This is a genomic window from Paenibacillus sp. FSL H7-0331 (assembly GCF_001956045.1).
The window spans coordinates 48,950-73,905 of sequence record NZ_MRTH01000021.1; the positions used below are offsets into that span (position 1 = coordinate 48,950).

General features: G+C 46.1%; 22 protein-coding genes. 4 read left to right on the top strand and 18 right to left on the bottom strand.

The window, feature by feature from the left end:
- Positions 1 to 2: 2 nt before the first annotated feature.
- Positions 3 to 686 carry a DNA alkylation repair protein gene (locus BK127_RS26255; RefSeq protein WP_076234492.1) on the bottom strand — a complete coding sequence of 228 codons (684 nt, stop codon included), beginning with the start codon at positions 684 to 686 and terminating at the stop codon, positions 3 to 5.
- A gap of 16 nt (positions 687 to 702) precedes the next feature.
- Positions 703 to 1,320: a DNA-3-methyladenine glycosylase family protein gene (locus BK127_RS26260; RefSeq protein ID WP_076234493.1), complete on the bottom strand. Its 618-nt coding sequence runs from the start codon at positions 1,318 to 1,320 to the stop codon at positions 703 to 705.
- 232 nt (positions 1,321 to 1,552) lie between these two features.
- Here BK127_RS26260 and tlp point away from each other — a divergent pair, with 232 nt between their 5' ends.
- Positions 1,553 to 1,768 (top strand): small acid-soluble spore protein Tlp, encoded by a 216-nt coding sequence (tlp, locus tag BK127_RS26265; protein ID WP_076234494.1) that lies wholly within the window; start codon positions 1,553 to 1,555, stop codon positions 1,766 to 1,768.
- Between the two features lie 134 nt (positions 1,769 to 1,902).
- Here the strand turns inward: tlp and BK127_RS26270 are convergent, their stop codons facing one another.
- The 6 genes from BK127_RS26270 to BK127_RS26290 form a co-directional block, all read right to left on the bottom strand.
- A complete protein-coding gene (locus BK127_RS26270) occupies positions 1,903 to 2,454 on the bottom strand; it encodes a methylated-DNA--[protein]-cysteine S-methyltransferase (protein ID WP_076234495.1) in 552 nt (183 codons plus the stop codon).
- A complete protein-coding gene (locus tag BK127_RS26275) occupies positions 2,441 to 3,022 on the bottom strand; it encodes a bifunctional transcriptional activator/DNA repair enzyme AdaA (RefSeq protein WP_076234496.1) in 582 nt (193 codons plus the stop codon). The genes BK127_RS26270 and BK127_RS26275 overlap by 14 nt, the downstream gene beginning before the upstream one ends.
- 110 nt (positions 3,023 to 3,132) lie before the next feature.
- Complete coding sequence (locus tag BK127_RS26280) at positions 3,133 to 3,933, bottom strand: TatD family hydrolase (protein WP_076234497.1); 801 nt, start codon at positions 3,931 to 3,933, stop codon at positions 3,133 to 3,135.
- Complete coding sequence (locus tag BK127_RS43890; RefSeq protein WP_179097605.1) at positions 3,914 to 4,078, bottom strand: hypothetical protein; 165 nt, start codon at positions 4,076 to 4,078, stop codon at positions 3,914 to 3,916. Before BK127_RS43890 ends, BK127_RS26280 begins: the two co-directional genes overlap by 20 nt.
- A 6-nt stretch (positions 4,079 to 4,084) precedes the next feature.
- Positions 4,085 to 5,506 (bottom strand): RtcB family protein, encoded by a 1,422-nt coding sequence (locus BK127_RS26285; RefSeq protein ID WP_076234498.1) that lies wholly within the window; start codon positions 5,504 to 5,506, stop codon positions 4,085 to 4,087.
- 309 nt (positions 5,507 to 5,815) lie between these two features.
- The gene (locus BK127_RS26290) at positions 5,816 to 7,438 is read right to left on the bottom strand and encodes an ATP-binding protein (RefSeq protein WP_076234499.1); all 1,623 of its coding nucleotides are present in this window, start codon (positions 7,436 to 7,438) and stop codon (positions 5,816 to 5,818) included.
- Positions 7,439 to 7,677: 239 nt separating this feature from the next.
- Between BK127_RS26290 and BK127_RS26295 the strand changes: the two genes are divergently transcribed.
- Positions 7,678 to 8,490, top strand: a complete 813-nt coding sequence (locus BK127_RS26295; protein ID WP_076234500.1) for an HpcH/HpaI aldolase family protein — start codon at positions 7,678 to 7,680, stop codon at positions 8,488 to 8,490.
- Positions 8,491 to 8,532: 42 nt separating this feature from the next.
- On the opposite strand, the gene BK127_RS26300 is transcribed toward BK127_RS26295, so the two are convergent.
- The 8 genes from BK127_RS26300 to BK127_RS26335 form a co-directional block, all read right to left on the bottom strand.
- Positions 8,533 to 10,851: a helix-turn-helix domain-containing protein gene (locus tag BK127_RS26300; protein ID WP_076234501.1), complete on the bottom strand. Its 2,319-nt coding sequence runs from the start codon at positions 10,849 to 10,851 to the stop codon at positions 8,533 to 8,535.
- Between the two features lie 206 nt (positions 10,852 to 11,057).
- Positions 11,058 to 12,632, bottom strand: a complete 1,575-nt coding sequence (locus BK127_RS26305) for an extracellular solute-binding protein (protein WP_076234502.1) — start codon at positions 12,630 to 12,632, stop codon at positions 11,058 to 11,060.
- 30 nt (positions 12,633 to 12,662) lie between these two features.
- The gene (locus BK127_RS26310; RefSeq protein ID WP_083689595.1) at positions 12,663 to 13,532 is read right to left on the bottom strand and encodes a carbohydrate ABC transporter permease; all 870 of its coding nucleotides are present in this window, start codon (positions 13,530 to 13,532) and stop codon (positions 12,663 to 12,665) included.
- A gap of 38 nt (positions 13,533 to 13,570) precedes the next feature.
- Complete coding sequence (locus tag BK127_RS26315) at positions 13,571 to 14,521, bottom strand: ABC transporter permease (protein ID WP_144026562.1); 951 nt, start codon at positions 14,519 to 14,521, stop codon at positions 13,571 to 13,573.
- 316 nt (positions 14,522 to 14,837) lie between these two features.
- On the bottom strand, positions 14,838 to 17,249 hold the full coding sequence (locus BK127_RS26320) for an alpha-glucuronidase family glycosyl hydrolase (RefSeq protein WP_179097606.1): 2,412 nt from the start codon (positions 17,247 to 17,249) through the stop codon (positions 14,838 to 14,840).
- 117 nt (positions 17,250 to 17,366) lie between these two features.
- Positions 17,367 to 17,687, bottom strand: coding sequence for a GNAT family N-acetyltransferase (locus BK127_RS26325; protein ID WP_076234505.1), 321 nt, complete (start codon positions 17,685 to 17,687; stop codon positions 17,367 to 17,369).
- Positions 17,688 to 17,700: 13 nt separating this feature from the next.
- Complete coding sequence (locus tag BK127_RS26330; RefSeq protein WP_076234506.1) at positions 17,701 to 18,354, bottom strand: VC0807 family protein; 654 nt, start codon at positions 18,352 to 18,354, stop codon at positions 17,701 to 17,703.
- Between the two features lie 48 nt (positions 18,355 to 18,402).
- A complete protein-coding gene (locus BK127_RS26335; protein WP_076234508.1) occupies positions 18,403 to 18,981 on the bottom strand; it encodes a TetR/AcrR family transcriptional regulator in 579 nt (192 codons plus the stop codon).
- A gap of 385 nt (positions 18,982 to 19,366) precedes the next feature.
- On the opposite strand from BK127_RS26335, the gene BK127_RS26340 reads away from it, so the two are divergent.
- Together BK127_RS26340 and BK127_RS26345 are read left to right on the top strand one after the other, a co-directional pair.
- On the top strand, positions 19,367 to 20,065 hold the full coding sequence (locus BK127_RS26340) for a pirin family protein (RefSeq protein WP_076234510.1): 699 nt from the start codon (positions 19,367 to 19,369) through the stop codon (positions 20,063 to 20,065).
- A 35-nt stretch (positions 20,066 to 20,100) separates the two neighbouring features.
- Entirely contained in the window at positions 20,101 to 20,451 is a 351-nt protein-coding gene (locus tag BK127_RS26345; RefSeq protein ID WP_076234512.1) for a hypothetical protein, read from the top strand.
- 167 nt (positions 20,452 to 20,618) lie between these two features.
- Here the strand turns inward: BK127_RS26345 and BK127_RS26350 are convergent, their stop codons facing one another.
- Positions 20,619 to 23,711 (bottom strand): SbcC/MukB-like Walker B domain-containing protein, encoded by a 3,093-nt coding sequence (locus BK127_RS26350; protein WP_076234515.1) that lies wholly within the window; start codon positions 23,709 to 23,711, stop codon positions 20,619 to 20,621.
- Positions 23,708 to 24,868: an exonuclease SbcCD subunit D gene (locus BK127_RS26355; protein WP_076234518.1), complete on the bottom strand. Its 1,161-nt coding sequence runs from the start codon at positions 24,866 to 24,868 to the stop codon at positions 23,708 to 23,710. The genes BK127_RS26350 and BK127_RS26355 overlap by 4 nt, the downstream gene beginning before the upstream one ends.
- Positions 24,869 to 24,956: the final 88 nt, after the last annotated feature.

The following is a 24,956-nucleotide window of genomic DNA, read 5'->3' on the forward strand; positions in this document are numbered from 1 at the left end:
TTTTATTTGCGCTTCATGCTGCGAATCAAACTTTTGGTTTCCTGATCCACCCGGTAGGACTCTGTAATTTTTTGCAGCGCTTTGTTGTACGTCATTTTATCCAGTGAATTGCTTTTCAGATAGATCATTGTCGGTTCTGGGAGCAACACATAACAAATCGATAAAGCCCAGGCAACCGCCATCTTCACATAGTATCCCTCATGCTTGATGCTGTCCAACAGTTCTAGAACTCTACTGATATATTCTTCTTCAATATAATAGTCCAGCAGCATCACCACACCGAATCGTATATCGTAATCGTGCTTCGACAATAAATAAGGCTGCACAAAATTCCACATAATTTCTTTATTTGTCAAAGTAAACTTAAGCCCTATACAAAAACTGTCGCATACGGACCAATTATCAATTTTCGGCACAAAATCAGCTACATAACGCAGAAATTCGGCACTGTCCGTTTGTATATAGCCAATGACCATTCCCTGCAGCATAACTTCTTCAAAGTATTCACTATCAGCCTGCTCCAAATAGGTTCGCCAATCGCCTTTTGCTATCATTTTGGCCAGCTTGCGCAGCTCTGGGAGCCGTACACCCAAAACATTATTAATATTCGGAATCAATGCCGCAGTAAACTTTTGGTACTTCTCCTCAGCTAATTCAATTAATTGCTCCTTGATTGTGGTCTCCATCTTAACCCTCCTCTGTCTATTCAAATGAAATTGCCCACAAGTAGATGGAAGCCACTGAGCCCAGAGGCGAATATCGAAGGCTGAATTGCTCAAATTGCTCTTTGTGCAAAGTATCCAAGCCATACAATTTCATCATACCACGACGTATCGCTATATCGCCCCAACTGACAATGTCGCGACGCTCCATACTATTGATGAGCAGCATTTCGGCGGTCCATTTACCGACTCCCTTTAACACCGTCAGCTTCTTGATGACCTCTGCATCTGGCAAGTCATACAGCTCTTCCAAATTTAAGGCTCCCTGCGCAATCGTTTGCGCGATGTCGTGGATACATACGGCTTTTTTCATCGTCATCCCGCATTTTTGGATATTATCGGCAGTCTGAATCGCCATATGATGCGGAGTCATTTCTCCAAATTGATCCTGCATTCTTTCCCAAATTGTGTGGACGGCCTTAGCTGATATGAGCTGACCAACAATGGCATGGACGAGGGCCGCAAACAGATCGGGAATGATGACACGTTCCACCTTGCCCATACGCGCCATCGCTGCTCCAAGCGTTGGGTCCACACGCTGCAGGTAATCCATTTCTTCTTGTCCATATTCAAAATACTTCGTTGTAACGGTTCCCAAGCAGCTCTCCCCCAGTATATGTATTCAAGGATTAAACACTTGTACTAATAATATACCTCACCAGGCTCGATAGGTACGGATAATCGAATATAACAGCAAGATTGCGAAATTCAAGTTCGTCGTGGAGTTGATGATATGTGGCTATTCCGATCTGAATTTGATATTGATGCATAGAATCCTGCGTTTTAGGTCAATATACATTGGCAGTAATAATTCAATTGGAGGGATACCTTTGGCTAAACCGGATAATCGCGCAGATAATGAGGAGCACTTGCAAGAGCATATCGACCAGACTCAAGCTAATATTCAGGAAGCAGAAAATTACCTGGATGAACATGCAGATGAACTTTCAGTAAATGAGAGGCAAACCATTGAAGATAAAAATCACCGACGCAAAGAAAGCATTAAAGGATTCATAGATGAAAAAAAAGACGAGGCTGAACAGTAGAATAAGTAATATATCTACTGCATCCAAAAACACATGCAGCCTGCTTCCAGTTTGGAAAAGGCTGCTTTTCTTTTACAAATTCATTGTTGGGCATGGTTTAATGAATGAGCACTCCAATGATGGGCAGTGGTAGCTCAGAACTGGAATCGCTCATGCCCTGCGGCTTCCATATGGGTTACCCCTTCCAAAGCAAGGATGTCTTTCTTCATTTGGAGTCCCCCTCTAAATCCTGTTAACGTACCGTTGGATCCTACGACCCGATGACAAGGTAAAACAATCGGTAATGGATTGCGCCCAATCGCTGTACCTACCGCTCGCATCGCTGAAGGTTTTCCAATCGTGTCGGCAAGCTGCTTATACGTCCACGTTTCTCCATGAGGGATCTGGCTTAGGGCCCTCCACATACTTTGTTGAAAGGGTGTCCCTTCTACATCCAGAGGGACCTTATCGAAGCTGACAGGTATTCCTTCAAAGTACTGCTCCAATAGGTCAATGATGCCGAATTGTACAAAAAGGCTGTGATCCTCTATCATCTGTTCAGCGTCCGTGATATCTTTCTTCAACCCAGCCAACGAAGCAAGATGAGGAGGGAATAGCAATTGGCTAATTCCGTGCTCACTGGCTATAAGGGTCCATGACTGATTCAAGCCGATTACGGTTTGACGATATTTTTTACTCGCTATCAATTGTTTCTCCTCCTATTTGTTCATATCGATACGCTGTGGGAGATATACCTGTTCTCCGACAAAACCAGGAAGTGAAATGGGATGCACTGCGGTAGCCCACAGCTGCTCCGATCTCCGCAATGGAGGCTCTGGATTCTACTAAAAGCTTCTGTGCGTGCGTTAATCGAACACGCTCGGTTTTTTCGGCAGGTGAATATCCTGTCACTTGCTTGTATACACGCTGCAAATGATAAGGGCTTATAGCAAGTGAAGCAGCCAGCAACGGCAAAGTCAGTTTGTCTTTGTATTGTGTCTCAATGATCGCATCCACCTGTACAGCCAATACCGCATCCGGTCGAAGTGCTCCGTTCGCTTCAGGCTTACAACGTTTGCAGGGCCGATAGCCTGCTTGAAGCGCACCTTCAAGTGAGTGGAAAAACGTCACATTACTTGCATTGGGGATTTTGGCCCGACAAGTAGGTCGACATACGATCTTCGTGGTCCTTACTGCCGTATAATAGACACCATCGTAGGTCGATTCTCGATTAACAACGGATTGGTATACAAGGTCAAATAACTTTTGGTCCATATCCTCACCTCATCCATACAAGTATAAGCCATTCTTGAGTCCGGCAGTAGTATGCATGAATAAAATAGCAAGATATCGACAGTTAAATCCGAAGCGATGTTCACCTGACGTTAATGTATGGATAACCCATAAAACTCCCTAGCTACCTTCGTCGTAGCTTCCGCAGTCTCCTCGATACTCCGACCCAGGCATGAAGCAACCTTTCTCAGAATATGAGGTAAAAAGGCTGGCTCGTTGCGACCCTCACTCGGCTTAACAGCCAAATCACGTGGGGTAAGAAAAGGAGCATCCGTCTCAATCATCAGTCGATCCAGCGGGATTCGCTTAACGATCTCTGCCAAGTGCTTACCTCTGCGCTCGTCGCAGATCCATCCTGTGATGCCAATATAGAAGCCCATATTCAAGTAAACCTGCAGCTCCTGGAGCGAACCTGTAAAACAATGAACAACAGCCTTATTCAGACGAGGAAGATACGGCTTAAGCGTCTGCATAAACTCATAATGGGCATCCCGTTCATGTAAAAAAAGTGGCAGCTGCAGCTCACAGGCCAAACGAATCTGTTCCTCAAACCACCGCTTCTGAACATCCCGTGGTGAAAAATCTCTATTGTAATCCAGTCCACATTCACCAATAGCAACCACTTGAGGAAGTAATGCCAGCTTACGAAGCTTCTCTATCGTATGAGTTTGGCAGTTCTTCGTATCATGTGGATGAATCCCGGCCGTAGTAAACAATTTTCCAGTAAATCTACCCGCGTATCGAGCGGCCTCTTCACTATTTTTCAGCGACGTCCCCGTGATGATAAGCGGCGAGACCCCCTCCGCTTCCGCTCGTGCCATAACCTGATCCCGATCCTCATGGAATGAACGATGCATTAAATTAACACCAATATCAATAAGCTTTGGCTTCATAATTCCTTACCTCCATCGTACGAATATAAGCTGCAGCATTCAGCAGGCACTTGATCCGCAAGCCAAACTTCATTACCAGCAGCTTGCTCAAACTTACGACTGTTTTTTCATTTAACATGGTGATCACGTCCTCATTTCTATTCATATATGCTTACTTAGCCCCTTTAACTGTCGCCATCGGCTTACAACGGGCAACGACCTGGGCCAGGCCTGCACCGACGACGCTTTCGATAATTTGATCTACATCTTTGTAGGCTTGTGGAGATTCATCTATGATCGATTCGAGTGATTTTTGATTCACGACAACTTCATCCTCGGTTCCTACACGCATGGACGAAGCGAATTCGTCTACAGTAATTAAACGTTTCGTAGCGCTTCGCGAACGAATACGGCCTGCCCCATGGCAGATCGAGTGGAAATTCGCTTTTCCCTCAGGAGAGCCCACCATGATATAAGAGGAGGTTCCCATCGAACCTGGAATGAGTGCAGGATGTCCGGTGAGTCGATACGGCTCAGGATTATCTGGATGGTTCGGCGGCAGGGAACGGGTAGCCCCTTTTCGATGGACAAAATAAGAATTTCCTTCATGCTCTTCTTCCCATGCATAATTGTGCATAAGATCGTACAGCGTCGACATTTCAAATTTGGACCCGAATACATCCTTACCCGCTTCCCTAATCGCATACGCGATCAGATGCCGATTGACAACTGCATAGTTGAGGGCAGAGTACATTAAATCTACATAGCTTTGAGCCACTGGCTCCGAAAGTGCTCCGAATAATAAATGGGGGTCTGCGGTGCCTATCCCTTGAGCGCGCATCATCTTCGCCATAAGGCTACCACAATATTGACTCACCGAACCTCCCCACGAACGTGAACCTGAGTGAATCATAAGGATCACTTGACCATCGAATAACCCCCAAGCTTCAGCTACCTCCCGGTTATCCTCAGCAATCTCAATGTACTGAATCTCTGCAAAATGATTACCTCCCCCGAGTGTTCCGAGTTGGCTATGTGCACGATGCCATACCCGATCAGGAAACAGGTTCAGCGCATTTTCGTCAAAATGAAACTTGCTGCGCTCCACATGGGTTAACGAGGTCGCCTTACGAGGCGTGTAGCCATCCGGGATATATTTTTTGGGGAGACCGAGCAGTCCCTTCTTGATCACATGCTCCAGACGAATATCAGAGAAATGCCCGCGGGCATGATCTTCAACAGGCAAATACTTCTCAATTGTTTTGACCAGCTTTCTACGCAGCTTTACTTCTTTCAATTCGTCCTTATGCAGATTCGTTAAGTGAACGCGCATCCCGCAGCCAATGTCACTGCCGACAATGGACGGAGACACATAGCCATCATGGGTATTCCACACAGCCGTAGTACCGATACAGGTTCCAACACCTACATGTACATCAGGCGTATAGCTCATATAGACTTGATTCGGAATTTGCAGATTGTTGTTAGCCATTTCAAATACCTTGTAATCTAAAGCTTGAAACAGCGAGGGTCCTGCATATACATGCACCTGTCCGGCAGGAAGCTGGACCTTCTGATAATAGTTTTCTTTCATAGGTTTATGATTCCTTTCAATTGTGAATTGGGATCGTGGATAACACAAAAAAGCCATAGACCTGTATCGTCCATGGCTTTACTTACGCCTTCATTATCTAAGCTTCATTAATTGTAATGAGTAAACCTAGTTAAATTCACAGACCCGGTAAAGGCCGATGAAATGGACTTTCTTCTGTAATTGTGTAGATCGGATGTGGATTGAATTCATATTCATCAGCCTCCTCTCAAGTAATTTAGGTATATCATAATGGCATTACCCAACATTTGTCAACGGAAAGATTAATTATAGTAATCATACCTATAAAAATTAATGATCATTCTGAATGTCGTAAGCTAAGGGAAGTGAAACAATAAATTGGGTACCGTGCTCCGCGTTTGATTTAATATGAATGTTTCCATTATGACTTTCAATAATTCTGTAGCATATCGACAAGCCCAATCCTAAACCATTTTCCTTTGTGGTGAAAAAAGGATTAAAGATCTCATTGATTTGCTTTTCCGAAATACCTACTCCATTATCGCTAATACTTATTTCCACACAATGTTCATCCACATTGGGGGTGAGCCTGATTTCGACCTCTCCTCCACCTTCGGGCATGGCTTCAAAAGCATTTTGTATGAGATTAATGAGCACCTGTTTGATTTGATTGGCATCTATCGATATCAGGATCAACGAAGCGCATAAATTTGTTGTAAGAATGGCATTTTTAAGATTAGCCTCACTGGTCATGAATTGAACCGTATCCTCAATGACCTTTTGTAGCACATGCTCCTTTTTTTCCGGAGAACTCGGTTTTGCCATAAGTACGAAATCGGATACCATTTTTTTCAAATCAAGTAATTCATTAAATACGATTTCCAAATATCGTGCCGTGATGTCCGCATTCGGTTTCTTTTCTCTTAATAACTGAATAAATCCCATCACCGAGGTAAGTGGATTCCGAATTTCATGAGCAATTCCGGCAGCCAGCTTCCCTATCGCTGAAAATTTTTCATACATAATAATTTGCTGCTCAAGCATAGTACGATCGGTTATATCGCGAATTTGCAGGTAAGCACCAATAATTTCTTGATTGTCGTCTACAATAGGGATAGCATCTAGCAAGCATGTCATGCGTTTATTGGACGAACTAGGGAGCGTGCATTCCCTATTTTCTATTCGATCTCCATGGTTTAGCACTCCCAGCATATAAGGAGCAAACAGGTCAATTGTAAGCACCGAGGTTCCAATTACGTCTTCTCTCTTACGTTGGGTAACCTTCTCTATCAATTGGTTAAATTCGATAATGCTGCCAGTCTTATCTGCTATAATAATCCCATTGTTAACCGTGTTAAGCGTCATATGATTTAATATATTTTGATTCCTGTTTTTCCTTCTCAGGACCATTTCACGTTCCATGGAATCTACCATATTAATTAATAAAGGCAATGCAAATTTACTATGAAAATCGAGTAATGTCATCATGCTGACCGTACCTGTCAATCCACCAATATCGGCAAAATCAAAAGGAACACAATAACAGGCTGTCGTATGCAGATGAGTATGAAAATGGTCCGTGCCAAGAAGCTCTACGGGCATTTTGTGCTGCAGCGCCATGTCCACTACATTCGTCCCCATGTCTCTTTCGATAAACCGAATGCCCTCTTGTATACCCAATTGCGCCGCAGATTCCCTTATGGACTCATTCCCAAAGAAGCTAATAATATACCCCAGATCATCAGTCAGTGTGATGAGTATCGGGGTTCCTTCTAATAGCTTCGTTGTTTTGTCACTGAAAAAATCCATAACCGAGATCGCTTCGGCGAACTTATGTTTTCTTTCCAGCAGTTCATGTACATGTAATCGGTTTCTCGGAAACGGGAGCTGGTTTGCTTGTAACCCCGCTTCTTGACACCTTTTTTTGGATTCGCCAATATAATGAGCTTCCATTAGTAAATCCCCTCGGGTTAGTTTCATTGCTTCTAGAATACCACAACTAACTCCGTAAAGTCTCTGCACAAATTCTCATCTGAATAGTCGCGGCAAAATTGAAACAAGGTGGAAAATAACAACAAATCTGTCTCTCGCCTAAATTGAAACGGCTGTTCCGAAAGTGGACGTTTCTTATTGCAGCTACATACGATAACCTAAAATTGTTAGGATAAGTTATAAGAAATGAGGGAGCCTTCATGGATCAGGTACAATTGCAAAATCATCTTCGCAGCGGACAAAGAGTTTATGGCACACTGATTATATCCACCTCACCCCGATGGCCGGTTGAAGTACGGAAATTGGGTATTGATTTCGTCTTTATTGACACCGAGCATATGTCTATCGACCGAGATATGCTCTCCTGGATGTGTCGAACTTACTCAGCGCTCGGACTAGCGCCAATCGTACGCATTCCTTCCCCGGATCCTTATGAAGCAAGTAAAGCTATGGATGCGGGAGCAGCAGGTATTGTTGCCCCTTATATCGAAACCGTGGAGCAGGTACAAGCGCTTAGGGGAGCGGTCAAACTTCGGCCGATCAAGGGCGAGAAATTAGCGCGTATTGTTCAAGGCCACGAAGAGCCTGAGGAGCCGCTGGCAGCTTATCTGGAGCAATACAATGCGGGTAACATACTGATCGTCAATATCGAGAGCGAACCCGCGCTTGAGGCGCTGGATGCCATCCTGCAGGTTCCACAATTGGACGGTGTATTGATCGGCCCCCACGATTTATCATGCAGTCTGAACGTACCGGAACAATATGACCACCCTGTGTTTAAGGAAGCTGTCAGCACGATCATTCGTAAGGCAAGAGCCGCTCATGTGGCGGCGGGCATACATTACTTCTGGGGCGTGGAACAAGAAATTGCATGGGGACAAGAAGGCCTGAATCTGTTTGTTCATGCCTCCGATATGACAGCTTTTATAGCCCAAATGGAACGCGATCTCAATGAAATCAAACTAAAATTAGGTGATAGTTCACAAAATATGGATAATAATATTCATATATGAGCTCAATTTAAGCGGTACCAATGTGTACGGTTCTGCCGTCTTTTATTTATTACGGCTCAAATTCCGGTATAGCAGCGGAGTCGTGCCCTCATACTTTTTAAATAGACGGATAAACGTCGTACGGCTGAAAATACCGACACGATTGGAAATCTCGCTAACATTCAAATCGGTTTCCACCAGCATCTCCTTGGCCTTCGCAATCCGATACTTACTGATGTACCCAATAAGATTCTCACCTGTTTTTTCTTTAAATACATGCGAAATATATTTGGAGGAGACGCCCATCTCACCGGAGATTTTCTCCAGACCCAGATCATGATGGTAGTTTCCTTCTATGTATTCGATAATGAGCGAGCTGATCTCGCTGAAGCCGTCCTGCTCCTGTGAGGAAAACCGATCCATGATCAGCTCAAAAAAAGCAAGCACCACATTCAGCTGTTCTTCGTGGTTCGTTAATGAAACCAGCTTACCTGGTTCCATCAGTTCACTCGGATTGATCCCCCGTTCAGCCAGGAAACGGCAGCCTGTGTTGTAGATTTCAGATACGAGAGCCGAGATCAAGTGACGGGGGACGCCCTTCTCTTTGTTTTTCCCGATAATACTATCCACCTTCAGCCGAAGATTAGACATATCGCCTGCCTTCAAGCAGTTAATAATGCCATTCTCATCCATGAACGAATAGGAATAATGCATAGAGCCATGAGAAACAGCAGTGGCATCAATAATTTGAAAATCCATCTTTCCATCCGCCGATTCCAGCGCCTTCAACGCATCCGCGTAAGACCTCGTAATGCCTTCAATCCCTTCATGCATGTCTCCAAGCCCCATATAAATGAAGCAATACCTTGAATCGTAATGGAACGTGTCGACCATCGTTTGCAGGCCCTTCCGCAGCTGCTCCGTGTCCTCGGCATCCTCCACATTTACGATCCCGATATACAGATGATCGTGTTCCTCCAGCAAGTATATATTGGCGTAAGGCAGCAGCAGCCCCCATATAATCTTTTTCATTTTGCTAACGATGTGTAACCGCTCGACATCCTGAATGTCCTGATAAAATGCCTCCTTAAAGTCGAAGCGGATGATGCAGCACACATACGAAGGCTTGTGAAAGGAGCTGTACTTGCTTAGCATGGTTCCAACTTCCTGTTTGTTAACTGCAGTTCTTCCGTGAATCAGATTCAACAGTGATTGCTCCAAATATCCGACGGATACCGTTTCCAGTTCATGCTTGAATTGGTGATTATGCTCGATTAGCCGATGAATACGAGTACCGATAAAATCAAACGCCGTATGCCGGTTAGTACTGTCAGCACGCCCATCGCTCTCTTCAGGATGGTCAAGAATATCCCGTATGCGTTTAATGGGATTATACAGATTGAAGGTAAATATAAACGAGAACAGGATCCCGACCACAACCAGCACAAAGCAGGTCGTTAGTAAAGAAAAGAGGTAATAGCTCGTTTGATTACGAAATTCGGCTACAGGCGTCACCGAATAATAGCTCCAGCCGTACGTTTCCGACGTGACCTGAGTTACAATGAATGCCTCTTGGTTGATCTTCAATTCTCCATGCTGAAAGCTCCCCGATTTGAAGAAAGCCTGAATTTGTGAAATAACCGATGACTCGGTCAACTGGTTCGCACTGCTCCATATCACCTTGTTGTGATTGTTGTCGATTACAATGAATTGGGTAGAGTCCACCAAAGTATGATTACGTAACGTCTTATCGATAATGTCAATGGGAATCGTATATACCATAACCGCTTTATGGCCATTAACCAGACTGGTGAACAAGAATGGAATAACCGTTTTACTCACTGTCCTGTTTACTCGAACCTCAGTTGGCTCCAGAATCTCTAAGGGCCTGCCGTTCTCAAGCTTGTCTCTCCACAAGTTCTGATCGTATCCGCTAAACTTGTAATTCTCAAAAAACTGCCGATAATCCTCTAATCCATCCTGCTTAAATACCTTTTCATCATCTGTGTAAACAAATATATTATCAATTAATTCACTTAGATTGTTAGAAATTCTCGCTAATGTTTGCGTAACTTTGGTTAGCTCCAAACGTTCATCATCGCGATACTCGGCATAAGGTTTTAGAATGGCTCTAACCTCATAAAAAAAGCTGGGCCCGGAGCTGGATTGCGCCGTATTCAAATAAATATCGATGGTATGAACAGACGATTGCAGGTTCGTTTCAAACTTCTGTGTGAACTCTTCCTGGAGTCGATTCGTCGTGGTTACGTAATAAATCGCCCCTATCAATACAATAGGGATCAAAAAAGAGAGGAAGAACAGCAGTATACGTAAAAAAAGTCTGTTTAATGGAACGGAAACTTTGGAATTCATTGTTTTCATTGCTCAACCACCCTCTCTCTTGGTCCCATTGAATGAAGGCGCTTCCTTATCTTCTTATTATACTGCCAAACCTGTAAAAAGAAATGCCCAACCTTGCGATATCAGGGGCTTCCAATAACCTCATCAGAAATATGCAAAAACCCGCCAGGGCCGTTGAAACGCGGCTTCTGGCAGGCCTTCCTATCAGAAATCCTTTGATAGCACACTCATTGTTTGAGATAACGTTGATTGGCTTCATTATATATCTTTTCAATTTCCAAAGCTCCGCTGTCGATAAGCTGCTGGGAAAACTTATCGAAATCACTAACAGGGCGAACTCCAATAATAAATTTGTCCATCTCCTGATCGACCAGCGTGTCCACCTTGGACTGCAATGTTTTTAATCGTGAAAGCTCGTCATTCGTAAATGGCGGAGCGACCACCTCGTAGACATAACCCTTCTCGGTAGTAATCATATCTTTCCATTTCACCAGCTCAGGGGCCGAGGTCTCAACCATCGGGTGTTCGTCGACATTAAGAGCAAGCTGCTCAAAACCGGTCGCCAGATCAGTTTGCATATTGCGGAAGGGGTCCTTCATTTGGGCATATTTCTGAAGCACACTGTCCAAAATAACAGGCTTGCCGTTCTCCATTTTGTAATTAACCCCTTCTACACCATATGCCGTGGCCCGTGTCCCTTCCTCACCATAAAACCAATCCAGGAATCGAACCAGCTCATGCGGATTTTTCGTTTTGGAGCTAATTACGATATTGTGCATCCAGTCTTTTTTATACATCCAGCCCCGTGTTTGACCTCGATCGTTTTTCATCAACGGAAGCAGCTCGAAACGAGCTTTGGGATTAATCGGCTTCAAGGCTTCATTAAAATTGACACCAAAGCTGTTATTATCGTAGTAGAACAACGACCTGCCTGAAGCCAGCTTCTCTTTCATGGCATCGGCTGTATTGACCGCGTAGTCCGGGTCCAGCAGCTTTTCCTTAAACAGCTTGCTCATGAATTCAAGAACGGGTTTAAATTCGGGATGAGCCTGACCGTATACATATTTGCCACCCTCTATGTTCGGATCATAATAAATCCGGTTTCCTGAACCCATTGCGAAGGCAAGCGGCTTTAATAAATTAAATGCATTTTCTCTTCCCGTATACGGAATGGAATTGGGATACTTCTCTTTAAACTTTTTGAGCACCTTATACAAGTCGTCAAAGGTTTTCGGAGCCTCCAGCCCTAATTCCTCCAGCAAATCGTATCGTATCATCGCACCCTGAGCCAGCTGAAGCTTCCAAGCTCCCAATTTCGGAAACGAATAGATTTTGCCGTCAATATTATTTTTAGCAATTTCTTTATTTTCCTTCATGATTTTGGCCAGATTGGGCGCATCGCTCATATAGTCGCTGATCGGCAGAAAGAGTCCGTTCTTGGCCCCGTCGACATACATTTGTTTGCCATAGGCGACCTCCATAATATCTGGCAGGCTGTTGGTGGCAATAATCGTCTGCGCTTTTTGCTCAAAGTTTGTTGTGACGAGCTCCAATTGAATTTTTACATTCGTTTTCTCAAATATATAATCGAATAGCGGTGCCTGCAGGTTAATATTTGAAGAGCCTTTCAGTATTTTCACGGTTAATGGCACATCAGACGCCTTACTTCCCGCTGCAGCAGGCTTCGGGGTGCTTGTGCTTGGAACCTCCTTCACCGTTTGCTTAGACGAAGAATCCGAGCATGCCGTAACGGTCAGCATCAGTGCCATAGATGAAAGAAGTACTTTTCCTTGTTTGTTCATACTTTCCCCTCCTCAAATGAATAGTCAACGTTAACCTTTCAACGAACCGACCATTGCGCCTTTAACAAAATATTTTTGAATAAACGGATACACTGCGAGAATCGGTAAAATGGTTACGATCACAACGGCATACTTCATGCTTAGGAGAATGGTGGTCAGATCCCTCGTTGAGTTGACCTCGCCTACATTGCCATCGACAATCATACTGCGCATGATGATTTGGACGGGCACCATTTCGTTATTACGTAAATAGATCGTAGCAGGAAAAAAGCTATTCCAATGCCACACTGCATAGAACATGATCATAGTAGCAAACACAGGAGCTGATAGTGGAATAATGATCCTCCAAAATATCGTGATCTCATGGGCACCATCAATGACAGCCGATTCCTGTATTTCATTCGGAATGTTCTGGAAAAACGTCCTCATGATGATCATATACCATACGTTGATCGCGGGTGGAATGACGATGGCCCACATGCTGTTCATCAGCCCCAAGCTGTCAACAACAAGATAAGTCGGGATCATCCCACCGTGGAACAGCATCGTAATGACAATGAAAATGGTAAAAAATGACCGGCCATAAAGCCTGCTTCGAGATAAGGGATAAGCACACAGTGCGGTCGCTGCTACATTAATGAAGGTGCCTACACTAGTGTACAGCAAAGTATTGCCGTACGCCCTAATCACTTTGGGATCTGTAAGAATGGTGTAATACGCATCGAAATTAAACCCTATAGGAAACCATTTGATTTCTCCCCGCATCACGTTCATCCCATTGCTGACTGAAACAATAAACATGTAATAAAGCGGATATACAAAGGCAAAGATAGCCGCAATCAAACTCAGATAGATGACGGCATCAAAGCAAATGGAGCCCACGGTCATTTGTTTTTTCATGTGATTCTCCTTTCATAATGTGCTGTAACGGAGAACTATTACCATAAGCTCGTTTCGCTCACTTTCCGCGACACTTGATTTGCAGCCGTAATCAGGCAAAGTGAAATCACTGCTTGAAAAAGCTCGACGGCTGTAGCATAGCTGAAATCGTTCCCCAGTAAACCACGCCGATAAGCGAAGGTCGATATGACATCAGCTGTTTCATAGGTGGGACCCGTATACAGCAGCAATATTTTCTCGTAGCCAATGGACATCATATTGCCGAGCGTAAGCAGGAACATAATGGTCACGACTGGCGCAATTCCAGGCAGTGTTACATGACGAATCTGCTCCCATCGATTGGCACCATCCATCCGGGCCGCTTCGTATTGCTGCGGATCAATCGAGGATAAGGCTGCCAAATAAATGATCGATCCCCATCCGACGCCCTGCCATATATCAGAGGTGATATAGATCGTTCGAAACCAATCAGCCAGCATCAGAAAAGGCTTCGGTTCGATGCCAAATTCAAGCAACACGCGGTTGACCAGCCCATCGTTGGAGAAAAAATTAACCACCATGCCGCATATGACGACGGTTGAAAGAAAATGCGGCAAGTAACTCACGGTTTGCGACAGCTTTTTGAACCATTTTAATTTAACCTCATTCAGTATCAGTGCCAAAATAATCGGGGTGGGGAAATAAAATAGGAGCATATACACATTAAGAAGCACCGTGTTCTTTACTAATCTCCAAAAGTACGGATCGCTCAGAAATTCCCGAAAATGTCTAAGCCCTACCCATTCACTGTGAAAAACACCTTTTACAAAATTATAGTCCTGAAAGCCGATCAGCAGCCCGAACATCGGGCCGTACTTAAACAAAATAAAGTAAAGGATCGGCAACGATAGCATAACGTATAGGTACTTGCTCTCAGCAATTCTTTTTCTTCGTTCCGTTTTAATCGTAGCGACTACTTTCCTTGTCCCCGCTATGCTCCTTACTGCCATGGTCATACTCCTTCCCAGCCTGTTAGTCACCCTTAGATTCTATTCCATTCAACTCAGAAAGCGGTTGCAATACGTGGTTATTCGATTGCTGCTGTAACGATTATCAGTATAGCATCCATACCAAAGTGTGATAACATCCATTATGGCAGGTGAGGTTCCATTTTTTCTCCGCAGCCCGCTTTGTTTCATTTTTCTATCTTGTTTCATTTCGAAAACAAAGCTTGCATGCAAAAAGCTATTCGGTAGCGCCTCTCAGCACTACGGAATAGCTTGGTTGTTATGCTTATTCTGCTTCATTTGGAGCTGATGCCCAGAGTTATGCCTGGACTTGCTGCGACTCACTTCTGATCAGCCATATTTCCCCTATATTTAATCGCTTGGTGCCTTGGGTACGCAGGAAGGTCAGCTTCAGCTCGCCAGTGCTCACCACTTCACGTGGAATATGAGCCTCACGAATCGTTACCGCTGACCCGTTCACCAGAAGGCTTTCTTCGACCACATAGGTATCGTTAGCCGTTAGCTTCACCTGAACCGCCTTATGCGCTTCAACTCCAATCTCACCGACGTAAGCCACCTTTACTATGTAATCTGTCGATGGGTCCAGATGATCATAACGAACGATGATCGGGGTATCGAGCATAACATTAATATGATTAATCCAGGCTAGTGGAATGCCGCCTCGTTCCTTCTCCTTTGCTTCTGTAATAGCGCCTGACAGCAAATAAACGGCATGGGCCGTTCTCGGCGAATACAGGTAACCCGGATCCTTTTCCAACCCTTGTCCTGGGTCAATACGACGATTGCTGCGGTACGAGCCCAAATTATCGTAAAAACCACCGGGTCCCGGATTGATCCGATTCAGAGCTTCATCGATCATCGTCAGCCGTTTCGTCTCATCCTGCTCCTCCTGGATCAAGGCGCACCTGATGCGCAGCCAACGGGCATCGTTCAAGGGAGCATTGATCGCATCCATGAACGCTCCACGATCCTGAGCTATCGCATAATGCCTTGTCACGGTCAGCTGGTATCCAATATTGGCAAACAACTGATCGGCCAGCTCCTCGCACCGTCTGCGGTAATCCTGAGCCACCGGCTCTGTCACAGCCCTCGATAAAATCTGTTCAACCTGCTGCACAGCAGCCAATGCTCCTGTTTGTTTTGCTTCCCGCAGTGCTTCCTTGGCCCTGTATTCCAGATCGGTTTCGTAGAAAAGCCGCCGCTTCGTATAGGCGTCAAAGTAAGCACGCAGCAACCCCATCTGAAAGCGGTAATTGTTGATTACGCGCTCAGACGCTTCCCTTTCCATCTGTTGCCACTGCAGCAGGGTTATTTCCACGCCTTCGTTGGCCGCCAGAGGCCCGACCCAGTTGTCCTCCAACGCCAGCAAGCCTTGAGCCACTCCGTCGGCTAGCTCGCAGCTGATAAACCATCCGGCAAAATCCCTTAACGTTTCCACAGCTGGTGTCAGTGGGTTCCAATCCTGATCGTTCCAAATAAATTTATTTACATCGTCGTTAATGCCTTCGGAATAAGATAAATTGCCCACCGTATACGAGGCCAGCTCGTTATGAATATGCTTTTGCGCCAACGGACGAGGATTGCTGCTTTCTCTGCCTAACGTAAGCGCGAAGGAGAGGTCCCAGTCGGCTACCGGATATTGGCAATGGAAATTGTGCGTGATGTCCTCATAGCGTCGAATCGGGTATTTCTGCGGAACAATTCGTCTAAGCTCAGGCAAAGCTTCGTCCACATGAGGACCGAATACAATGCCGCCCAGCCAATCCGGCTCCTTGCTCAGCTGCTCATAGAAGCCGTTCTTCCAGGCAGTTGGATCACCATTCATGACCTGAGGCGACAACCATAGCTTAGCTTCAGGATGGTAACGGTTCAGCAATCCAGCTACTTGTTCGCACCATTTAAATAACGGCTCTGGCTCCATATCTCCCGGATCGCTGCCAGGGATGAAAATATGTTGAATATGCGGAAGACTGCTGAATATATGCTCACGCTCGGCCAGCTCCGCCTCAATCGTAGCCGGATTAGAGAAGTCTTTTCCGAGATTCGGATACCAGATCCACGTATCCATTCCGTAGGAAGCAATGATTTCAGACAATCGAATCATCATTTCCATCGGTTCAACCTTCATCACCGGACCTATCGGATCATCATCCGTTCTTGGCGGCAAGATTTCAATGCTGTTCGCACCGAAAATAGCCAAATCCCGAATATACTGGTCGTATTGCTCTATACTCCAAGCATCATAAGCATTGTTCTTTGGCCTGTAGCCAAGCTGATGCCCGCGTAGAGGAAAGCTCGGAGCTTCATTCAGGTTGAGCTCGCGTTCCAGCTGTATAAGGTGATCTCCCCACCTTAATGAGCGCAGCAGCTTGCCTACTCCGTATAATACGCCCCGTGCATCCGCGCCAATAATAGACACCGTAGGGTTGTCGGTAGTCGACACCGTGCGAAGCGCGTAACCTTCCGGCTTAAGGATCGGAAGGTCCTTAGGCAGACGTTCGCCATCGAATCCTTCGATTGAAGGATATGAGTCCATCGTACCGACCGCTATAACTGGAGTATTTCCATCTGGGAAGCTATTTGCGCGGCTTAACCGGACTCCTGTGCGTTTCTCCAGCTCCTCAATCAGGACATCAACCGCTTTTGCTTCTGCTCCCTTGGCTTCCTTGGACGAAACCACTGTGGCCGCGACCAAATTCAAAAATGCCATTTCGTATGCCTCCATTTCTTTTTGAGCGTGCTCTTTTAATTTCGATCGAACTAACTTATTCATTAAGTTAATTACGCTCAGTATACTCAACTCAAATCAGGATGTAAACGTTTTAATTTACTTATTCAATACCTTTTCAAAACAAAAGTAGGGCACCTTGCGAAATGGATATCGGACATTCCCCCGTTCACTGTAGCCTCCGCGCTGATACATGCCAAGGGCTGCAGCATTCTCTGCATACACATCCAGCCGGATGCTGGTATATCCATACGAGGCTATGTAAACTTCGGCGAATCGCAGCAGCTTACTGCCTAATCCGTAGATCCAATCCCATTGATAATTGCCTGATTTGCGAAGATTTCGTGTAACTGACGTATACAGGCTTTTAACCGCTTTTAGATCCTCGACTTGAAGGGCTGTAATTTCTGCTATTCCCACCGGATTCACCTCCTCACTTCAAAATAGGAAAAGCTGACTCTCGCTTGATCTCCGCCAACCGCCGTCCTGACTGCTTTCTATACAAATAAGTCCACCCAATGGCTATACCTAGGATGACGTACATAACCAGATGCGACAGTGCCAAAAATGCTGTAACCGACAAGGAGTACACCATTATCACTTTAATTACGGCCTCACCCAATAGTACAGCGCCCCAGCCAGCAGTCATGATTCTCATCACTTTACGTGCATAGGCAAATTTCCAGTTATCCGCAAATGCCTGCTTCTGATTCTCATCATTGGAAGCGATGAAGCGAAATGCAAAGTAATAAATAATCGGCTTTGGAAACAACAGCGATACGAGAAAAATCAAACCCATAATACCGGTAACAAAAGACTCTCTTAGCAAAATCAATTGTTGGCTTCCACCCAGCAGTACCGCTCCCGCACTGAGAATAAACCCTGTTGCCATAAAGACGGCAAATACATCCAGCTTTTTGTGCTTCAAAATATGATAAAACGTATCCAGCAATGGAATAATCGCAGCAATCGATAACGCCATCACATCGGTCATATGTCCTTCCAGAATTGTGTATACGAGTAAAGGTAATCCCCCATTGATCAGTAGAGAAACTAAGATATTCCGAATTATTTTTTTGCGATTCATCGCGTTAGACCTCCTTAATAAAATAAGTGCCTTACCTCTTAAGCGTGTTTACTTCTGAAATGCGTTGATCATAAAAAGGAATACATCCTGCATTTGAGGCACTTGCTGATCATCTGCGATCATTTGATTGACGCGTAAACCATAAGATAATGTCACAAACATCGAGGCAAAAGCCTTCACATCCACATGAGCCGGAATCGCACCATGCTCTTTTCCGATGGTAATCCATGCTTCTGAGAGCTCCATCAAACTTCGGCGTAGCTCCTTTAACATCGTCGCGATATTCGGCTTGTGCTGCTGGCTTAACAAGTAAATGAATATAGTATTGCTGGTTCCTCTTTCCGCCATCGACGATACAATAGCTTGAATCGCAGGTCGAATGTCGTTGTCTTTCGATAGCTTAACCGCTTCATGAAACTGATGATTCACAGTCGTCATATAGCTTTCAAGTATTTTCCCGAATAGCTCATCCTTGCTTTTTACATAGTGGTAGATCGCGCCCTTGGACAATCCTGTACGATCCATAATCATCTGAAGCGTCGTTTGCTGGCAGCCCGTTTCTTTAATCAACTGTTCGGTCACGGATAAAATATGTGATAAAGTTTGTTGGTCCAGTTTCTGTTCCATAATAAGCTCCTTTAAATATCAGAGTATCTTGCTGTTAAAAACATGTTATCATACCGACCGTCGGTCTGTAAATGCTTTTAGAACAAAAAAAGGAAAAATAGCCAGGAATGCATCGCTCGATCTACGGCTTCGAATAAACGTATAGTGTTTACAGGCTATACTATAAAATCGTTTGCACCCGTCTTTAAAGAATCGATCAATTTATTGCATTATTTGAGATGCTGCAGTATACAACCTGTAAAATTTCCTTGATATTTGTTGAAAAAGGTCAAATTCAATGTAAGCTTGCTCAAGTTCATCGTCATTTACTTGTAAAAAGTAATGTGGTATATTAATTATAGTTAATAAGCGCCATCACTTTGATAGTTCAAAGGAGCCCATAGTTATGATAAAAGTATACCCCGCCGCCTCTCGTTATTCGGCCGATCATGGTTGGTTACAAAGTAATTTCAGCTTTTCCTTTGGCGATTTCTACGACCCGCTTAATACCCAGTTCGGCCCACTCCGTGTATTTAATGATGATATCGTCCAAGGTGGACGCGGCTTTGGAGCACATCCTCATCGGGAAATGGAGATCGTCTCTGTCGTTTTGAAGGGGCAGCTCAAACATGAAGACAGTACCGGACAATCGGCTGTGACTACCTTTGGAGAAGTTCAGAGAATGTCTGCGGGCACTGGTATTATTCATTCCGAGGTAAATCCCGGTGTTGAGGACGTTCATATTTTACAAATCTGGTTCACACCTAACGTGAGCGGACTGGAGCCTTCCTATGAAACGAGCAGCTATGATATTAACGCCTTACGCAATGAATTGCTGCCAATCGTTTCCCATCAATCCGGTGAAGGCATTGCCCATATACACCAGGATTTGACTATGTATATGTCGGAATTGGAGCCGGGGCACGCACTTGAATTTAAGCAGCAGCCGGGCCGACGTATTTATGTGATGGTGATCGAGGGAGACCTGAGCCTGAATGATGAGGCCACACTTGTCAAGCGTGATGCTGCCCGTATTGAGCAAACCCCTGAGCTAACACTGCGCACGAATAGCGGTGCTACGCTGTTACTAATCGATTTGCCTTAGAAGTGCTTTTAAAATAGAAGGGAGTGAATAGAAGTATGTCTGAATTGATACACAAAACACTGTTGATCAAGCATGTGACCAGCCGTATGCTGTTGGATTCAAGAGTGCGAGGCAACGCATTTAGCCTGAGCGCCTGCGATAAGGGCTGGCAGCTTGTCGTTGAGGATGTCAATGCCGATGTCATGCAGACCATTCAAACCGAGCTGGCCGAACTGAATCTGTTCTATTTCGAGGAAGCCGAGGAGGAGCAGGACCGTTCCATTCGTAAATGGTGGCTCTATGATACAGTGCTCCCCGAGCTTGTCACGGATGAGGCCGCTCGTCGGCTCACACTTGTCGTGAATACCCGTACGGGTTACAGCAACGAGCATGTGAGCAAGCAGTAGTAATCTTAATCTTACGAAAAAAAATAAACCTCCAGGTGTTCACCAATCGGAGCTGTATACAGAATGAAGCTGACTTATGGTCAACTTGCATTTCGTTCTGAGCTCAGTACATAGGTGAAACCTGAAGGCTATTTTTTATTGCGGATCGTGCACATGTTTGTTCTGCATTATTTCAAAACCAACTCAACGCGGCTGTAGCCTTCTCGTGACTTCGTGACCTCTAATATGGCAGGAAACGAAGCCTTGATCTCGGCAACATGGGAAATGACACCGATCATCCGCCCCATGCGCTGCAAATCAATAAGCGTTTCAATAGCTTTATTCAGTGATTCCTCGTCCAGCGTACCAAAGCCTTCGTCAATAAACATCATTTCTATCGATATCCCGCCTTGGTTTGCTTGAATCACGTCCGTCATGCCAAGCGCCAGACAGAGCGAAGCATTGAACTTCTCGCCGCCGGATAAAGACTTGACATCACGGTTCTGCCCCGTGTAGGAGTCGAACACATCCAGCCCCAGACCGCTCGCTTTGTTATGCTTCTCCACCCGTTCGCTGCGCATCAGCTCGAATTGTCCATTGGACAAGCTGTGCAATCGCTGGTTGGCTGCATGAAGAATTTGCTCAAAAAACTCGATCAGTATGTATCGTTCAAACGACATGCGCAGTGCATTATCGCCCTTTAATACCTGATGAATATCGACGACCTCGCCATAGCTGCGCTCCGCCTCAATCAGCTTCCCGCTTGTCTGCTCGATTGTCAGCTTGAGATTACTCGCAGCTTGCCAGCAGGCCTGTGCCTCCTGATAAAGTGCTGCTGCTTGCTCAAGCTGCTGCTTTAACCCCGCCAACCGTTCAAATAACAGTTCCAGATCAGCACGTTCCTTACCATTCAGCTCCCGCTCCAGATCAAAGATCGCCTGCTGCAGCGAAGACATCGCGGTTTGGAACTGCTGAAGCTGCTCCTTGATCATCAGACGGCTGCTTTCTGACAGCTTGGCAGATCTGTAGGCGGCCTCATCCTCGAAACCGCTCTTCGCCAGCTCTTCCCTGAATCGGCTGGTCATCGCCTCATTATGCTGAGCCGCCTCTTGCAATTGCAGCTCCATCTGTGCGAGCGTCGCCTGCTCCTGCGCCCATTTCATTTGCAGCTGACTGTGGCGCTCCTGCACCTGCTTCCAGGCTGCTGTCATCGCTTCAACCAGCCTGGACTGCTCCTGCAGCTTCGCTCTCAGACTTGGATAAGAACGAAGGTCAGGCTCAATATTGTCCAGATCCCTGACTAATGCTGCCTGCTTTAAGGAACGGTCCAAGGTGATTTTGCTCAGCTGATCATTAATAAGATGCTTGTCCTTACTCAGTTGATCCAGTCGGGTATCGATCGACTCCAGGGCTGCTTTAAGCTGCTTAAGCTGCTCCGCCTGCTTTCCCAAGCGATCGGTTTCTTCCTTCAGGTTTTTTCCTTCAGCGACAAGCTGCTGATAAGCTTCGTTAATATTGTCAAAATAAACGCCCATTTGCGTCAGATCTGCCTGCTTATCCGAAAGACCTGCATTCGCGGCAGCGACCTGAGCTTCTGCTTTGCTGTATTCCTCTCTGGCTGCATGAAGCTGCTTTTTGGCCGCATCCAGCTGGGCTCGGGTAGGAATCGCTGTCTCTGGCTGCGCTTTATCCGGGTGCACCGTGCTCCCGCATACCGGACACGGCTTACCATCGTGCAGGTGCTCGGCCAACAGCCCTGCCTGACCTTCAATCCATAACGCTTCCAGACGGTCATGCTGGGCCAGCTCGCTGGCCAGCTTCACCTGACCTTCCTGCTGCAGCTTGAAGCATTCCTCCAATTGTATGCGCAGCCTAAGCATTTCCTTCATCTTGCCTGCATGATCGCGAAGCTCGTTCAAGCGGGTCAGCTTCATAGGAAGAGTATCGATTGCATGATCCAGTTCCTTGATCTGTCCGGTGAGCTGCTGCTTCTCTGCAGTGGCTTGAACCCAAGCAGTATCGATGGCTGCCTGCCTGGACCCAGCAGCTTTCTCCTCAGCCTCCACCTGGACAATCGCCGCCTGCCGTTCATGCAGCGATTTCACAACAGGCTCCATCTCCTGGAGCCGCTGCAGCGCCTGCTCCGCAGCTCTACGCTCGCCATCACGTGCTTGCTCGGCTTGCAGCTTCTGCTCTGATTCCCGTAGGGCGAGCGCCGCACTCTCGACATCGGTTGATTTGTGCTTAAGCTTGCTTGTCAGCATGAGCAGCTGCTCGCTGGCTCTCACGCTCTGCTCCTCGTAGGGCGTAAGTGCAGCCGCCTTCTCTGCCATCCTGAGTCGCTGCTGATCACGCTCAATATCGGAGAGACGTCCTTCCAGCTGCTCGCGTGATTTGTGCCTGTTCGCAAGCTCTGTGAAACGATCATTCAACGAAGCTGCCTTATGATAAGCTTCCGTATCCAACTGCACCTGCTGTTCGAGTGCAGCTTTGTTCGCTGCCGCCTGTTCAACAATTAACGTATAGTGGCTGATTTCCGCATCCAGCCCCTGCAGCAGCTGCACAACATTATGCTTGTCCTGCTGCAATGTCAGCGAGAGTAAGCTTTCCTCGCGAACAGGCAGTGAAACGGACATTTGGCGGACCGTGAACTCCAGCTCGGCCCGCAGTCGATCAGCAGCCTCCTTGTTCTCCCGTACCAGCTGCCTGAAGCGGTCCTCCACCTTTTGGTACAGCTCCGTGCGGAAGATACGACGGAGAATTTCCTCTTTATTTTCTGTGTCCGAGGTTAGCAGCTTACGAAATTCGCCCTGCGGAAGCATCACAATCTGGCTGAATTGATCCTTGGTCAGTCCGATAATTTGCTGCAGCTTCGTATTGATATCTTTTATGGTAAATCGGTCTACGCAGGGAACTGCTTGTCCACTCCCGATTTCATACAACTCTGCAGTCGGGGGCGTTTCGTTCTTGTTGCTGCCTTTGCGATAGGCGAGCTGGCGGACAACCCGATATGAGCGTGAACCGATGGCGAAGTCAAACTCCACCGTGGTCGGTGTCTGATCGTCGGCAAAATGGCTGCGCAGCATGCGGGTTTCATACCGGTCCTCACCGCTCGCCGTATCATACAGCGCATAACAAATCGCATCAAAAATCGTCGTTTTCCCGGCTCCGGTATTACCCGAGATCACAAACAAGCGATGGTGCTCCATCCGACTGAAATCGATGGTTTCTTTTTCTTTATAAGGCCCGAGTGCCGTCATCGTTAATCGCAGTGGTCTCATTCCGACTCCTCCTCCCCGGCAGCAACGTCCGCGTATACACGCTCGAATAGCAGACGCTTCTCAGCCGAAAGTGAGTTGCCCCTGACCTGATCATAGAAAGCCGCGAACAAGACAGCTGGATCACGCTGTTTACGTTCTTGCTGCTCTTGCTCTTCGTTGACTTCATGGTTACGCGGCCCCCGAGTCCATTTGCGTTCCACATGCATAGCATTCGGGTAGACTGCACGTACCTTTTCCATTGGAAACAGTACCGGATTTTCATTCAACAGTGTGACGAACACATAATCCTCATTTACTGGATGATGCTCGATTTCCTCTATGCTTGCTTCTACCCGCCGCAGATCACGTTTGGGAAGAAAGCTTCTTTTGTCTATGGTTACCTGTCCCTGTCCGTCGAGCTCCACCATATAATAACCCTTCTGATGATGCTCCTCGGATATGGAATATTTCAGCGGAGAGCCCGCATAACGAATCTTCTCATGCCCTACATAATGAGCTTGATGAAGATGGCCAAGCGCTGTGTAATGAAAGGGTGCAAAATATTCGGCATGTACATATTCAGCCCCCCCAATGGATAAAGGCCTTTCCGACTCACTCGTATTTTCCTGTTTTTCTCCATATGGGGTTACAAAGGCATGACCTACGAACACATGACGGGCAGCAGGGTCCATCTTGGCAGTAATTTTGGCAACGATCGCTTTTGCCGCGTCATCATGCGATTTTATCGTTTCATCGGCAAGCTGATAGCGAATCTGTGCAGGATCTGCATAAGGAACAAGATGGAAGTGTACCTCTCCATGCTCATCACACAATATGACCGGCTTTCCCTTGAGCTGGCCAGACAGATGCAGGCCCTGCCCTTCCATCATCGTCGTTGCAAAATTAAGCCGATCCGGGCTATCGTGATTTCCCGAAATTGCCAGAACCGGTGTGTTCAATCCGATCACGATACGTTCCAGCAGCTCATCCAGCAGCTCTACAGCCTCCGTAGGAGGAACCGCACGATCATACAGGTCCCCTGCGATAATGACCGCATCCGGCCGCTCAGCCTCTACCGTATCCAGCAATTGCTGCAGCACATATTTTTGATCATCAGTCATGTAAATGCCTTGGACCAGCTTGCCGAGATGCCAATCCGCTGTATGTATGAATTTCAAGGGTGATTCCCTCCTTTTCAGATGCAAGGATATTTCGTTACCTTCAGTCTGAAACCGTTAAATGGATATGTCAATACAAGCTGATTTT